Annotated in this window: 11 protein-coding genes; 7 read left to right on the top strand and 4 right to left on the bottom strand. The window is 71.5% G+C overall.

The genetic code is table 11. The features are described from left to right. Nucleotides 1–422: 422 nt before the first annotated feature. Entirely contained in the window at nt 423–1,031 is a 609-nt protein-coding gene (locus AMK22_RS02460) for a hypothetical protein (RefSeq protein ID WP_199883097.1), read from the top strand. Nucleotides 1,032–1,605: 574 nt separating this feature from the next. Here the strand turns inward: AMK22_RS02460 and AMK22_RS02455 are convergent. Then, nucleotides 1,606–2,442, bottom strand: coding sequence for an aldo/keto reductase (locus AMK22_RS02455; RefSeq protein ID WP_073781491.1), 837 nt, complete (start codon nt 2,440–2,442; stop codon nt 1,606–1,608). Between the two features lie 403 nt (nt 2,443–2,845). On the opposite strand from AMK22_RS02455, the gene AMK22_RS02450 reads away from it, so the two are divergent. The 3 genes from AMK22_RS02450 to AMK22_RS02440 are packed head-to-tail and all read left to right on the top strand — an operon-like array spanning nt 2,846 to nt 6,267. Continuing rightward, a complete protein-coding gene (locus AMK22_RS02450; protein WP_073781490.1) occupies nt 2,846–3,205 on the top strand; it encodes a hypothetical protein in 360 nt (119 codons plus the stop codon). A 9-nt stretch (nt 3,206–3,214) separates the two neighbouring features. Further along, entirely contained in the window at nt 3,215–4,483 is a 1,269-nt protein-coding gene (locus AMK22_RS02445; RefSeq protein ID WP_107430448.1) for a glycosyl hydrolase family 8, read from the top strand. Nucleotides 4,484–4,494: 11 nt separating this feature from the next. Then, a complete protein-coding gene (locus AMK22_RS02440; protein ID WP_073781489.1) occupies nt 4,495–6,267 on the top strand; it encodes a PQQ-dependent sugar dehydrogenase in 1,773 nt (590 codons plus the stop codon). Nucleotides 6,268–6,332: 65 nt separating this feature from the next. Here AMK22_RS02440 and AMK22_RS02435 read toward each other — a convergent pair whose 3' ends face one another. Continuing rightward, nucleotides 6,333–8,132: an AMP-dependent synthetase/ligase gene (locus AMK22_RS02435; protein WP_073781488.1), complete on the bottom strand. Its 1,800-nt coding sequence runs from the start codon at nt 8,130–8,132 to the stop codon at nt 6,333–6,335. Between the two features lie 225 nt (nt 8,133–8,357). Beyond that, complete coding sequence (locus AMK22_RS02430) at nt 8,358–9,320, bottom strand: LysR family transcriptional regulator (protein ID WP_079185868.1); 963 nt, start codon at nt 9,318–9,320, stop codon at nt 8,358–8,360. A 119-nt stretch (nt 9,321–9,439) separates the two neighbouring features. Here AMK22_RS02430 and AMK22_RS02425 point away from each other — a divergent pair, with 119 nt between their 5' ends. Beyond that, a complete protein-coding gene (locus AMK22_RS02425; protein ID WP_073781557.1) occupies nt 9,440–10,528 on the top strand; it encodes a bile acid:sodium symporter family protein in 1,089 nt (362 codons plus the stop codon). Nucleotides 10,529–10,750: 222 nt separating this feature from the next. Here AMK22_RS02425 and fdhD read toward each other — a convergent pair whose 3' ends face one another. Beyond that, a complete protein-coding gene (fdhD, locus tag AMK22_RS02420; RefSeq protein WP_073781487.1) occupies nt 10,751–11,599 on the bottom strand; it encodes a formate dehydrogenase accessory sulfurtransferase FdhD in 849 nt (282 codons plus the stop codon). A gap of 357 nt (nt 11,600–11,956) precedes the next feature. On the opposite strand from fdhD, the gene AMK22_RS02415 reads away from it, so the two are divergent. Further along, nucleotides 11,957–12,922, top strand: a complete 966-nt coding sequence (locus AMK22_RS02415) for a beta-ketoacyl-ACP synthase III (protein WP_073781486.1) — start codon at nt 11,957–11,959, stop codon at nt 12,920–12,922. Nucleotides 12,923–13,188: 266 nt separating this feature from the next. After that, nucleotides 13,189–14,370: an ROK family protein gene (locus AMK22_RS02410; protein WP_073781485.1), complete on the top strand. Its 1,182-nt coding sequence runs from the start codon at nt 13,189–13,191 to the stop codon at nt 14,368–14,370. The last annotated feature ends 33 nt before the right edge of the window (nt 14,371–14,403 follow it).

Raw genomic sequence — 14,403 nt, 5'->3', positions numbered from 1 at the left:
CGGCCGCGCCGGTCCGCGGCCGGAATGGAGAAAGGGGCACCGGAAGGGGAATACCGGCCGGACATGCCGGTTCCCGATGCGCGAAAAGACCCCCGCGAAGGGTATTCCTCCTTGTGGCAGAGGAGCTGTACCCCGAATGGCCGCACGGTCCGGACCGTGTCAACAAAAGACACGCTGCCGCCGGGGTGAGCGGGCATCAGAAAGTCCCCTGTACAGGCTAACTGCACATCAATTAGCCATTTTTTCAAGCCAGTTGGTTCGAATTCCGCTGACGCGGAAATGGCATATGGCCTATCTCGTGTACCCCGATCGGAGTGCCGACATCGACCTTCGACGTGTCCGGTATGACAGGTATGACAAATCGTAAGTACTTTCATTCCGGGTCGACTGCTCAGCCGGCCTCTCTGGGAAGGAGAAGCGACATGGTTACTCGTTCCACGATGGTCACGGCAGCTGTCGCCGCTGCCGCGGCCATGGCCGCCACAGGTATCACGTACGCCTCGGCCGCCACCTCCGGGCAGGTCCAGGCGGCCCCGGTCGTTCAGCAGGCCGCTCCCGTCTCGGTTCCCGAGGGCGGCGACTCGGGCAAGGGCAACGAAGGCAAGGGCAACGAGGGCAGGGGCAACGAGGGCAGGGGCCATGGCGGCGGCCACGAGAAGAAGCGCCACCACCGGCACCACCACGAGGGGCGCATCCACATCAACGAGCGCACCTACTCCGACGAGCGTGGTGGCTGCGTGACCGTGATCAGCGGGCTCGGATCCAAGAGCCTCAACATCCGCAACGAGAGCCACCGCACGATCGAGGTCTTCCGGGGTGTCACCTGCGACAACGGCTCCCCCATCGCCACCGTCGGGCCGTGGAGCTCCACCGACGGCGTCCGCCCGGGCCGAGTCAAGGGTGGCGTGCGCGTCGAGAACGGCGTGGTCGGCAGCTTCCGTGTGATCGAGCGCTACCACCGCGATCACGGCGGCTACGGCGGCTACGACGACGACTACGACGACGACTACGGGTACGGCGATGAGTGGTGACGGTCGCGGACCCGACGCGGTGACGGTCGCGGGTCCGACGTAGAACCCCGGCCCGCCGGAATCGGGCCGGGGTTCCAGTCAGGGCATCCGGGGTCGTTGTCCCGGTCCCGGATGCCCACACCTGAAAACGCCTGACAACTACATCCACCTGCCTCGCCATACTAAAGCCGGACGGTGAGGCACTGCCAGCCGACCGCAGCGGCCGCGCCGCGTGCGGCCTTCGGCTCGTGGCACTCGGCCGCGGCCCCGGGAGGGGGGCGTGGCCGGGGCGGCCGAACGTGGTGCCGGCGTGGCAGACGCCGCCCACGTCCCGGCCGTCAGGCCCCGACCGGTCGCGCACGGCAGGGACCGGCGGATGCCGACCCCCCTCCCGGCGTTCTCGCCGCGGAGGGGTGAAGTCCGGGCGGCGCGGTCATCGGTCCGCTCTCCGGACCCCCGCCGTACCGGTACGCGGATGCCCCTGTGGCGCCGCGTGTCTCCAGGGGCGGGCCGTCGCCCGGTCGGGCGACGGCCCGTGTGGCCGTCCGGACCGTGCTTCCGGCGGCCCGCGCGGTCGGTGGCGCGGCGAAAACGCTCAGGCGCCGACGTTGAAATCGGCCGGATCGGGGCCGAGGCGCTTGCCCTCGTCCAGTGCGGCGATCGCGGCGAGGTCGTCGGCGTCCAGCTCGAAGCCGAACACGTCGATGTTCTCGACGATCCGCGACGGCGTCACGGACTTCGGGATCACCACGTTTCCCGTCTGGATGTGCCAGCGGAGCACCACCTGGGCGGGCGTGCGGCCGTGCTTCCGCGCGATCGCGACGACCGTCGGCACCTCCAGGAGGCCCTTGCCCTGTCCCAGCGGGGACCACGCCTCGGTCGCGATGCCGTGAGCGGCGTGGATGGCGCGCGACTGCGCCTGCTGGAGCTGCGGGTGGAGCTCGATCTGGTTGACGGCCGGTACCACGGACGTCTCGCCGAGCAGGCGCTCCAGGTGCTCCGGGAGGAAGTTGGAGACCCCGATGGCCTTTGCGCGGCCCTCGGAGTAGATCTTCTCGAACGCCTTGTACGTGTCGACGTACGCGTCCTTCGCCGGCAGCGGCCAGTGGATCAGGTACAGGTCGACATAGTCCGTACCCAGCTTGTCGAGCGAGGCGTCGAACGCGCGCAGGGTGGAGTCGTACCCCTGCTCGGCGTTCCACAGCTTCGTCGTGATGAACAGTTCCTCGCGGGCGACACCAGAAGCCGCCACGGCCCGGCCGGTGCCCTTCTCGTTCTCGTAGATCGCGGCGGTGTCGATGCTCCGGTACCCGGACTCGATGGCCGTCGCGACCGCCTTCGCGGCCTCGTCGTCCGGCACCTGCCAGACGCCGAAACCGAGCTGCGGCATCTCGACGCCGTTGTTGAGGGTGATGGAGGGGACCTTGCTCACGGGCGGTCGATCCTTACGTCGTCGGTTGGGATTCTCATGGTCAACGATCACAGTGCGTCAGGCATTCCCGGTGGCCCGGCGCCCGGGCCGGTGACCTGTCCGGCCCGACCCGTCCGACGGTCCGGCGGTTCGTCGGCCGCCCGCGGCCCGGTCGGCGGACCGGCTGCCGATGAGCCGGCCGCCGGGGTCCGGCTGTCCGGGTCCGGCTCCGACGGCCCTGCCCGCCGGGTCCCGATCGTGCCCCGTCGCCGTGTTTCATGCCCGAGGTGTCCGGAATCCGGCGAACTCATGTACGGGAACAGATATTTGGGTCCGCGAGAGGCATTGACAGATCGGCCGCGAGGGAATCCCATGCAGTGATGGTTAGGAACCTTTCCTAACGCGGATCTGGAAGGGAACATCCGTGCGCGGTGACCGCCCCCCACGTCGTGCCGCTGCCGTACTCGCCGGCCTCAGCTGTCTGCTTCTGCCCCTGGTGGGTCACGCTCCGAGAGCGTTCGCCGCCTCGGAGGCGGGTGATCGGGGTGCCGGACCCGCCCCGGCCGCCGCGAGCGACAGCGAGGACACCGAGTCCGCGACGGCCGCCGTCGGGAGTGCCCACCGGCACGGCGACGCCGCCCGTCGGCATCACCCCGCACTCTTCCCCTTCCGGTCCGTCGACCGCGACCGTGCACGCGTACCGGGCACCGGCGCGGACGCCCGCGGCGGGGCGTCCCGGGCCTCGCGCGAATCCACCGAGATCGTCGTCCAGTACCAGGGCTGAGGAGATCCCATGCACATCACCATCAGGAAGCCGGCCGTCGGCGGAGCGGCGCTCGCCGCCGCCGGACTGCTGATGCCGCTGCTCGGCGTGCCGTCCGCGACCGCGGTGGCGTCCGGAGCAGCGGCCGGTCCCGCGGTGCCGTTCGGCAGCCACACCTTCCCGTACGCGGCGGGAACCCTGAAGCCGTCCGGCTCCCAGTCCACGCTCGACCAGGCCGTGGTCAAGACGTACAACGCCTGGAAGTCGGCGTTCGTCAAGAAGAACTGCGGCAACGGCTGGTACGAGGTGATCTCGCCGGACGCCGACCACCCCTACGTCGCCGAGGCCCAGGGCTACGGCATGGTCATCACGGCGACGATGGCCGGCGCCGACCCGGACGCGAAGACCGTCTTCGACGGCATGGTCAAATACGTGCTCGCGCACCCCTCCGTCAACAATTCCAACCTCCTCGCCGCCGAGCAGAACTCCTCCTGCAAGAGCGTCAACGGATCCGACTCCGCGACCGACGGCGACCTCGACGTCGCCTTCGGGCTGCTCCTCGCCGACAAGCAGTGGGGCTCGTCCGGCACTTACAACTACAAGGACCTCGCGGTCAAGCGCATCAACGCCATCAAGAAGAGCGAGATCAACCCGACCACCCACCTCACGCTGCTGGGCGACTGGTCGGACTCAGGGGAGTCCCACCACTGGATGACCCGCTCCTCGGACTGGATGCTCGACCACTTCCGCGCCTTCAAGAAGGCGACGGGCGACAGCACCTGGGACACCGTGCGCACCGCCCACCAGAAACTGATCACCGGTCAGCAGTCCACGTACGCGTCGAGCACCGGGCTGCTGGCGGACTTCGTCGTCAACACCAACGGCACGGCCAAGCCCGCACCGGGCGAGGTGCTGGAGGGCCCCAACGACGGCGACTACTCCTGGAACGCCTGCCGCGACCCGTGGCGCGTCGGCGCCGACGCCGTCACCGGAGGGGGCAGCGCCTCGCTCGCCTCGGCGCGCAAGATGAACTCCTGGATCAAGTCCAAGACGGGCGGCGACCCCAACAAGATCGTCACCGGCTACCGCCTCAACGGCAGCGCGTTCGACAGCGGTCACGACATGGCCTTCACCGCCCCGTTCGCCGTGACCGCGCTGACCGACCCCGGTTCCCAGGCATGGCTCGACGCGCTCTGGAAGAAGATCGCGGGCACCTCGATCGACCCGGGCTCCTACTACGGCGGAAGCGTCCAGCTCCAGTCGATGATCGTCGCGTCCGGCAACTACTGGGTTCCCTGACGGAGGTTCGGATGCGGGTCGGAACACTCACCACGGCACGGAGAGGAACGGCGGCCCTCGCGGTGGTGCTGCTCTGCGCCGGGCCGGTGCACGCGGCACCGCGGTCCGCCGCCGCGACCGCGACCCGGTACGAGGCGGAGTCTGCGACGATCGTCCGGGGCGCCGCCGAGTCCAACCACTCCGGCTACTCGGGGACAGGATTCGTCAACGGCGACAACGTCGTGGGCAGTTACGTGGAATTCACCGTCGACGCGGCCACGGCGGGCACCGCGCGCATCGCCGTGCGGTACGCCAACGGCACGGCCGCTTCCCGGGCCGCCGACATCGCCGTGGGCGGCGAGACCGTCTTCGCCGCCCACGCCTTCCGGGCCACCGCCGACTGGAACACCTGGGCCACCTCCACCGTCACCACCCCGGTGACGGCGGGCGGCAACAGGATCCGGCTCACCTCCACGACGGCCGATGGACTGCCCAACCTCGACTACGTCGACGTCACGGTCACCGCACCGGACAGCACGCCCCCCACCGCACCCGGATCCCTGTCCACGTCGGGCCTCACCGCGAACGGCGTCGCCCTGAAGTGGGGCGCGGCGACGGACGACACGGCCGTCACCGCGTACGAGGTGCGCAGCGGGAACACCGTCTACAAGACCGTGACGGGCACCCCGCCCGCCACCACGACGACGCTCACGGGACTCGCCTGCGCCAGCCCGTACTCCCTGGACGTCGTCGCGAAGGACGCCGCGGGCAACGTCTCGCCCCCGAGCAACACGGTCGCCTTCACCACCCCGGCCTGCACCGCCGACGGAGGCGTGCCGTCGGACATCACGCCGGTCTCCACCGGCTGGACCATCCCGTGGGGCACGCACTGGATGCCCGACGGCACGTCCGCGCTGGTGACCGAACGGGACAGCTTCAAGGTCTTCAAGGCCACCCCCGCGGGCACCAGGAAACAGGTGGGCACCGTGCCCGAGGCCGTCACGACCGGTGGTGAGGGCGGACTCCTCGGCGTCGCCGTCGACCCCGACTGGTCCGCCAACCACTACGTCTACTTCATGCACACGGCGTCCGAGGGCAACCGCGTGGCGCGCATGACGTACGACGGCAGCACGCTCGGCGGGTACAAGGTCCTGCTCAAGGGGATCAAGAAGAACAAGTACCACAACGGCGGGCGGCTCGCCTTCGGCCCCGACGGCTACCTGTACGCGTCGACCGGCGAGGCCCAGGACCGCGACCTCGCCCAGGACAAGAACTCGCTGAACGGCAAGGTGCTGCGGATGACCAGGGACGGCAAGGCCGCCCCCGGCAATCCGTTCGGCAACCACGTCTACAGCTACGGGCACCGCAACCCGCAGGGTCTCGCCTTCGACCGCGACGGACGGCTGTGGGAGGCCGAGTTCGGCGACAGCTCCAAGGACGAACTCAACCTCATCCAGCCCGGGAGGAACTACGGCTGGCCAATCTGCGAGGGCAGCTGCTCCACCGCCGGGATGACCGATCCCAAGAAGACCTGGAAGGTCTCCGAGGCGTCGCCCAGCGGGATCGCCGTCGTCCGCAACGTCATCTACATGGCCGCGCTGAGGGGCGAACGGCTGTGGCGGGTACCCATCGACGGCGAGAACCTCGGCACACCCACCGCGTACTACGTCGGCTCCTACGGCCGGCTGCGCACGGTCACCGCGGTGCCCGGCCGGGACGAGCTGTGGCTCTCCACCACCAACTGCGACATCAACGGGAAGGAGCCGCCCGGCGCGGACGAGCTGTTCCGCGTCTCGATCACCTGAGGACCGTCCCGTACCACCATGTGCGCGGTGCCGCAGCGCCGGGTCACGGCACCGCGCACCGTGCCTCAGCGGTACAGCGCGTCGACCTCCGCCGCGTACGCCGCCTCGATCGCCCTGCGCTTCAGCTTGAGCGAGGGGGTCAGCAGACCGTGCTCCTCGCTGAACGGACGCGCCAGTATCCGGAACGTACGGATCGACTCGGCCTGGGACACCGACGTGTTGGCGGCCACCACCGCGCGCCGGATCTCCGTCTCCAGGCCCGGGTCGCGCACCAGCTCCTCCGGCCGGAGCAGCTTTCGGCCCTGCATGGCGAGCCAGTGCTCCACCGCGTCCTGGTCGATCGTGACCAGCGCCGCGACGTACGGCCGGTCGTTGCCGACCACCAGGCACTGCGCGACCAGCGGATGCGCCCGCACCCGCTCCTCCAGGCCGGCCGGGGACACGCTCTTGCCGCCCGACGTCACCAGGATCTCCTTCTTCCGCCCGGTGATCGTCAGATAGCCGTCCGCGTCGAGGGCCCCCAGGTCCCCGGTGGCCAGCCAGCCGTCGCTCAGGACCGCCGCCGTCGCCTCCGGATCGCCCAGGTAGCCCGCGAACACATGGGCACCGTGCACCCACACCTCGCCGTCCTCCGCGATGTGCACCGTGGTGCCCGGGACCGGCTGCCCGACCGTGCCGTACCGGGTGCGCTCCGGCGGATTGGCGGTGGCCGCCGCGGTCGACTCGGTCAGCCCGTACCCCTCGTACACGGTGACCCCCGCGCCCTCGAAGAACAGCCCGAGCCGCCGGTCCATCCCGGACCCGCCGGACATGGCGTGCCGGATGCGGCCGCCCAGCGACTCGCGCACCTTCCGGTACACGACCTTGTCGAAGAACTGGTGCTGCATCCGCAGCCCGGCCGACGGCCCCGGACCGGTGCCGAAGGCTCGCGCCTCCATCGCCTCCGCGTACGCGACCGCGACGTCCACCGCCTTGTCGAACGCGGCGGCCCGCCCCTCGTTCTCGGCCCTGCGCCGGGCGGCGTCGAAGACCTTCTCGAAGACGTACGGCACGGCGAGGACGAACGTCGGCCGGAACGAGACCAGGTCCGGCATCAGGGCCTTCGCCGACAGGTCCGGCTGGTGGCCCAGCTTCACCCGGCCGCGGACCGCCGCGACCTCGACCATGCGGCCGAAGACGTGTGCCAGCGGCAGGAACAGCAGGGTGGCCGCCTCGTCGCCCGGCCGGGACCGGAAGACCGACTGCCAGCGGGAGGCCATGGTGTCCGTCTCGAACATGAAATTGGCATGCGTGAGCACGCAGCCCTTGGGCCGGCCCGTGGTCCCGGAGGTGTAGATGACGGTGGCCACCGATTCGGGGGTCACCGCGCGCCGGTGGCGGTGCACGACCTCGTCCTCGATCCGACCGCCCGCGTCGACCAGCTCGGCCACCGCGTCGGCGTCGAGCTGCCAGAGACGCTTGACGCCGGGCAGTTGGTCGATCACCGACGCCACCGTCATCGCGTGGTCCTCGTGCTCGACCATGACGGCGGACACGTCCGCGTCGTGCAGCATCCAGTGGACCTGCTCGGCCGAGGACGTCGGATACACGGGCACGGACTGGGCCCCGACCGACCACAGCGCGAAGTCGAAGAGCGTCCACTCGTAGCAGGTGCGGGACATCAGAGCCACCCGGTCGCCGAACCGGACCCCGTGCGCGATCAGCCCCCTGGCCAGCGCCAGCACCTCGTCGCGGAACGCCGCCGCGGTGACATCCCGCCAGATTCCGTTCGCGTCCTTGCGGCCCAGGGCGATCCGGTCGGGCTCGTCCTCGGCGTATTCGAACACCACGTCGGCCAGTCCGCCCACGAGAGGAGCGGCCGCCATGGGTGGGACAGTGAAATCGCGCAATGACCTGCTCCTCGTGGCGCTCCGCACAGCGCCGCGACGGTACCCCAACGGGCGGCCGGGCGGGAGGGGGCGGGACAGGCGGGCGACGCCGCCCACGCGGGGGCCGACCACCGAAATCCGGCCAGATGGGCGAGGTCGTAAGAGGCCGGCGCCGGAATCTCCACCGAATCCGTACGTGGCGATCACGCAGGTACGCGACGATCACCCACCTTCGGGGCGGATGTGGTCGTGTTCGGGCCCGATGCGGGGGATACCGGGGTATCGGTCCGGGGCGGCCCGGTCCGGCGTGCGGATCAGCCGGTCGGCGCCCGCCAGGATCGCCGCCGCCAGGGCGTCGGCGGCCTCCTGCGATCCGCCGGCCCCCGGCGCCCCGTCCCCGCGGCGGCCGTGCAGCAGGACGAAGTCCACACCGCCCAGATCGGGCAGGGCGGATCGGGGCGGCAGCGGTGCCAGACCGGGCGGGACCAGGCCCCGGCTGTGGGCCATCACACCGAGCCCGGCACGGGCCGCCGCGACCAGACCGTTGAGGCTCGTACTCGTGCACGCGATCCGCCAGGACCTGCCGTGCCGCTCCAGGACCTCCAGGGCGCGGGCCCGGGTGATGCCGGGCGGCGGGTACAGCACCAGCGGAACCGGACGGTCCGGGTCGATCCGCAGGCGCGGCGCGCCGATCCAGGTCAGCGCGTCCCGCCAGACCAGTTCCCCGTGCGTGTCTCCGGTGCGCCGCTTGGCGAGCACCAGATCGAGCCGGCCCGCCGCCAGGCGCTGGTGCAGGATCCCGGAGAGCTCCACCGTCAGCTCCAGCTCCACCTCCGGATGATCGCGGCGGAAGGACTCCAGGATCTCCGGCAGCCGCGTCAGGACGAAGTCCTCGGAGGCCCCGAACCGCAGCCGCCCCCGCAGCCGCGTCCCCGCGAAGAAGGCCGCGGCCCGTTCGTGGGCCTCCAATATCGTCCGGGCGAAGCCGAGCATCGCCTCGCCGTCCGGGGTGAGATCGACCCGGTGGGTGTCGCGGGTGAACAACGGCCGCCCCGTCGCGTCCTCCAGGCGCCGCACGTGCTGGCTCACCGTGGACTGCCGCACCCCCAGCCGACGGGCGGCCTGGGTGAAGCTCAGGGTCTGGGCGACGGCGAGAAACGTCCGGAGCTGCGCGGGGTCGTACATGGAAACCCAGGCTATCGCGCATCGTGATGACAGTGAGAGCGGTGTACGGGATTCCCGATCGCCCCTGCCCTCAGCAGGATGGAAGGGCACGAACGGACCCGAGAGAACGCGTGGAGCACATGAGCCGCCGCACCCCGAGGCTGCCGTCCTGGCTGCCGGTCGACCCGTACGTCCTGGCGCTGATCGGCACGGTCGCGTTCGCGGCGATACTGCCCGCGTCCGGGGCCGCCGCGGACGTCGCGGGCGGCGCATCGACCGGAGCGATCGCGCTTCTCTTCTTCCTGTACGGCGCCCGCCTCTCCACCGCCGAGGCCGTCGACGGCCTCAAGCACTGGCGGCTCCACCTCACCGTCCTGGCCTGCACCTTCGTGGCGTTCCCCCTGCTCGGGCTGGCGGCGCGGGGACTGGTGCCGTACGTCCTGACGCCGCAGCTCCACAGCGGCTTCCTCTTCCTCTGCCTCGTCCCCTCGACCATCCAGTCCTCGATCGCCTTCACCTCCATCGCCCGCGGCAACGTGCCCGCGGCGATCTGCGCGGGCTCTTTCTCCTCGATCGCCGGAATCTTCCTCACCCCGCTGCTCGCCGCGGCGCTGCTCGGCAACAGCGGCGGCGGCTTCTCGGCGGACGCGCTGCTGAGGATCGGGGTCCAGCTGCTGCTGCCGTTCGTGGCCGGGCAACTGCTGCGCCGCTGGATCAACGGCTTCCTCACCCGCCACAAGGAGGTCCTCGGCTACGTCGACCGCGGCTCGATCCTGCTCGTCGTCTACACGGCGTTCAGCGAGGGCATGGTCACCGGCATCTGGCACCAGGTCACCCCGGCCCGGCTCGGGGCGCTGCTCGGCACCGAGGCGCTGCTGCTCGCGCTGATGCTGACGCTGACCTGGTACGGGGCGAAGCGGCTGGGGTTCGACCGGGAGGACCGGATCGCCGTCCAGTTCGCCGGATCGAAGAAGAGCCTCGCCTCCGGGCTGCCGATGGCGAGCGTGATCTTCGGCGCGCAGGCGTCCTACGCCGTGCTGCCGCTGATGCTCTTCCACCAGATGCAGCTGATGGTGTGCGCGGTGCTCGCCAAACGCCGCTCGCGCGATGTGCCGGAGGCGGCTCCGGAGTGCACGGAGGCTGCCCCGGGGCCGGCGGGACCGCTGATGGAGCGTGCGGAGACCCCTGTGGGGGCATGCGGCGACGTCCGCGGCGCCGGCGACCGGTGAGGAGGGGCCGGGGCGGCGGGACGGTGCGGTGGCCGAGGGGGCCTCGACCTGACACAGGGGCCGGTTGGACGGGGGCGCGGCCGGAGCGTCGGCCCGGCGGCGGGCCGCGACCGGCGGATCGCGACCGGTTCCGGCCGGTTCCTTTCGACGCGAGTGCGCGCGGGCGGTGCGGTGCGGCGTCGGCCGGCCCGTGGGACGTGGGGCGCCGTCCGGGTGGGGCGGTCAGTTCCGGCGGACCGCCGGTTCCAGGGCGATGCGGTGCTCGCCCGCGTACACGTTCATCGACGGGCCCCGCAGGAAGCCCACCAGGGTCAGTCCGGTCTCGGCCGCCAGGTCCACGGCGAGGGACGACGGGGCCGAGACCGCCGCGAGCATCGGGATCCCGGCCATCACGGCCTTCTGGGCCAGTTCGAACGAGGCCCGCCCCGACACCAGCAGGATCGTCCGGGACAGCGGCAGCCGCCCGTCGGTCAGGGCCCGGCCGACCAGCTTGTCCACCGCGTTGTGCCGGCCGACGTCCTCCCTGACGTCGAGGAGCTCGCCCGCCTCCGAGAACAGCGCCGCCGCGTGCAGGCCGCCGGTGCGGTCGAAGACCCGCTGGGCCGCGCGCAGCCGGTCCGGCAGTACCGCGAGCAGCGCGGGCTCGACCAGGAGCGGGGGAGCGTCGGCGACCGGGTGCCGGGTGGTGGTGCGGACCGCGTCGAGGCTCGCCTTGCCGCACAGCCCGCAGGACGACGTGGTGTACACGTGGCGTTCGAGCGCGATGTCGGGGACCGGGACGCCGGGGGCGAGCTTCACGTCCACCACGTTGTACGTGTTCACGCCGTCCGCGGTCGCCCCGGCGCAGTAGACGATCGACTGCACCTCGGAGCCGTCGCCGACGACGCCCTCGCTCACCAGGAAGCCCGCCGCCAGCGCGAAGTCGTCGCCCGGGGTGCGCATCGTGATCGCGAGAGGCTTGCCGTTCAGCCGGATCTCCAGGGGTTCCTCGGCGACGAGCGTGTCGGGGCGCGCGGATACCGCCCCGTCCCGGATGCGGATGGTGCGGCGGCGCTCGGTGACCCGTCCCATAGCCGTGAACCCGTTTCCCGTCGTGCGGTGAGGCGGCCCCGGCCGCCCCGCCGTCCTGTCCTCGTTCTGGCACATGCGTCGTTCCGGCACATGCGTCCTGACACATGGAGTCTGCCATCGCGGCCGACGGGGCGTGCGTGCGGAGGGCGGTGGCCGTCGCCCTCCGCCGACCTGCGGGACCGACGGCTGCGGGCCTCGCGTGCCATGACCCCGGCGTCCGGGCGCGTGCGGTGGACGGGGCAGTGATCGAACCTCCAACGAGCGCGTGCCATTCCTGTGGGAACACGCGTCCCCGTACCGGTCGGTAGCGACCAAGACTGGATGGCTCCTGCCATACGTAGCGAGGGGAACCCGTACATGACCGGCTCACGTGTCGTGGCGCTCGGCCACTATCAGCCCGCCAGGGTGCTCACCAACGAGGACCTGGCGGCCATGGTCGATACCACCGACGAGTGGATCACCAGCCGCGTCGGCATCAGGACCCGGCATGTGGGAGGGCCCGACGAACCGGTCGACGAACTGGCCGCGAACGCGGCCGCCAAGGCGCTTGCCTCGGCGGGGCTGCGGCCCGACGAGATCGACATGGTCCTGGTCGCCACGTCCACCGCGATCGACCGCTCACCGAGCATGTCGGCGCGGGTGGCCGCGCGGCTCGGCATGGACTCGCCCGCGGTGATGGACATCAACGTGGTGTGTTCCGGCTTCACCCACGCCCTCGCCACCGCCGATCACACCATCCGGGCCGGCGCGGCCGAGCGCGTCCTGGTGATCGGTGCCGACAAGATGGGGGACGTCGCGGACTGGACCGACCGCAGCACCTGCGTGCTCGTCGGCGACGGAGCCGGTGCCGCGGTCGTCGTCGCGGACCGGGACCGCCCGGGGACGGACGGTCGGGACCGGCCCGGGATCGGCCCCGTGCTGTGGGGTTCGGTGCCGCGGATGGGGAACGCGGTACGGATCGAGGGCACGCCCCCGCGCTTCGCGCAGGAAGGCCAGTCGGTGTACCGCTGGGCCACCACACAACTGCCGCCCATCGCCCGCAAGGTGTGCGACAAGGCCGGTGTCGCGCCGGAGGACCTGGCCGCGGTGGTGCTGCACCAGGCGAATCTCAGGATCATCGAGCCGGTCGCCAGGAAGATCGGCGCGGTCAACGCGGTCATCGCCCGGGACGTCGTGGAGTCCGGCAACACGTCGGCCGCCTCCGTCCCGATGGCCCTGTCCAAGCTGGTGGAGCGCGGAGAGGTGCACGCCGGCGATCCGGTGCTGCTGTTCGCCTTCGGCGGGAACCTCTCGTACGCGGGCCAGGTGATCCGCTGCCCCTGACGTCCGTGGCATCGCCCGCGGGGCGGCGGCGTCGCATCCCGGGGCCGCGCCTCGTCGCCGGGCGCCGGGACGCGACGCCGTGCCGGAGCCGGAACGGCGCCGCGCGGGGGCACGGCGTCGTTCGTACCCGTTGCTTTGTCCACGGTGTGGAGAAAGTCGGTGCGGATTCCCGCACGACTTCTTCCCACTCCCGGCGACCGCTGCTACGTTTCCCTCGAAAGCCCGGACGGACCGGCCGATGCGGCGGGGAGGGGCGCGTGAGACGCATGACGGCACGACCCGCGAACGCGCACCAGGCGCGGCTGCTCAGGCTGTTGCGCGACGGCGGTCCCCACTCGCGGGCGCAACTGGGGGACCAGGTCGAACTCTCCCGCTCCAAGCTCGCCGTCGAGGTCGAGCGGCTGCTGGGGACCGGACTCGTCGTGGCCGACGGCCTCGCCGCGTCCCGCGGCGGACGCCGCTCCCACAACATCCGGCTCGACCCGCGACTGCGCTTCCTCGGCGTCGACATCGGGGCCACGTCCGTCGATGTGGCCGTCACCAACGCCGAGTTGGAGGTTCTGGGCCACCTCAACCATCCCATGGACGTGCGCGAGGGCCCCGTCGCCGTCTTCGAACAGGTCCTGGCGATGGCGGCCGGGCTCCGGACCTCCGGGCTCGCCGAGGGCTTCGACGGCGCGGGCATCGGCGTACCCGGTCCGGTGCGCTTCCCCGAAGGCGTACCGGTCGCCCCGCCGATCATGCCCGGCTGGGACGGCTTCCCGGTCCGCGAGGCGCTCAGCCAGGAACTGGGCTGCCCCGTCATGGTCGACAACGACGTGAACCTGATGGCGCTGGGGGAGCGGCACGCCGGGGTCGCGCGCTCCGTCGGCGACTTCCTCTGCGTCAAGATCGGTACGGGAATCGGCTGCGGCATCGTCGCCGGCGGCGAGGTGCACCGGGGCACGACCGGAAGCGCCGGGGACATCGGACACATACGGGTCGAACCCGACGGACGGCTCTGCGCCTGCGGCAACCGGGGCTGTCTGGAAGCCCACTTCAGCGGTGCCGCGCTCGCCCGTGACGCCGAGGAGGCGGCACGTGCCGGGCGTTCGGCGGAACTCGCCGGCCGGCTGGAGGCGGCCGGAGCACTCACCGCCGCCGACGTGGCGGCCGCCGCGGCCGCCGGTGACCCCACCGCGCTCGGCCTGATCCGTGAGGGCGGCAACCGGGTCGGCCAGGTCGTCGCGGGACTCGTCAGCTTCTTCAACCCCGGCCTGGTGGTGATCGGCGGCGGGGTGACCGGCCTCGGGCACACACTGCTCGCCAGCGTCCGCACCCAGGTCTACCGCCAGTCGCTGCCACTGGCCACCGGCAATCTCCCCATCGTGCTCGGCGAGCTGGGACACGCCGCCGGAGTGATCGGCGCGGCCCGGCTCATCAGCGACCACTTGTTCTCACCGGCCTGACCCCGGGCCGGTGGCACGTCGGCACCACCCCCT

The sequence above is a fragment of the Streptomyces sp. CB01580 genome (genome assembly GCF_001905795.1).
Classification (GTDB): domain Bacteria; phylum Actinomycetota; class Actinomycetes; order Streptomycetales; family Streptomycetaceae; genus Streptomyces.
Note: the sequence above shows the minus strand (reverse complement) of the source record. Positions and strands in the feature narration are given on the sequence as shown.

Excerpts from the sequence above, each read along its gene's own strand:
- AMK22_RS02445 (WP_107430448.1), top strand. The coding sequence starts at position 3,215 with ATGCACATCACCATCAGGAAGCCGGCCGTCGGCGGAGCGGCGCTCGCC.
- fdhD (WP_073781487.1), bottom strand. The coding sequence starts at position 11,599 with ATGGGACGGGTCACCGAGCGCCGCCGCACCATCCGCATCCGGGACGGG.
- AMK22_RS02410 (WP_073781485.1), top strand. The coding sequence starts at position 13,189 with ATGACGGCACGACCCGCGAACGCGCACCAGGCGCGGCTGCTCAGGCTG.
- AMK22_RS02430 (WP_079185868.1), bottom strand. The coding sequence starts at position 9,320 with ATGTACGACCCCGCGCAGCTCCGGACGTTTCTCGCCGTCGCCCAGACC.
- AMK22_RS02425 (WP_073781557.1), top strand. The coding sequence starts at position 9,440 with ATGAGCCGCCGCACCCCGAGGCTGCCGTCCTGGCTGCCGGTCGACCCG.
- AMK22_RS02415 (WP_073781486.1), top strand. The coding sequence starts at position 11,957 with ATGACCGGCTCACGTGTCGTGGCGCTCGGCCACTATCAGCCCGCCAGG.
- AMK22_RS02435 (WP_073781488.1), bottom strand. The coding sequence starts at position 8,132 with ATGGCGGCCGCTCCTCTCGTGGGCGGACTGGCCGACGTGGTGTTCGAA.
- AMK22_RS02440 (WP_073781489.1), top strand. The coding sequence starts at position 4,495 with ATGCGGGTCGGAACACTCACCACGGCACGGAGAGGAACGGCGGCCCTC.
- AMK22_RS02460 (WP_199883097.1), top strand. The coding sequence starts at position 423 with ATGGTTACTCGTTCCACGATGGTCACGGCAGCTGTCGCCGCTGCCGCG.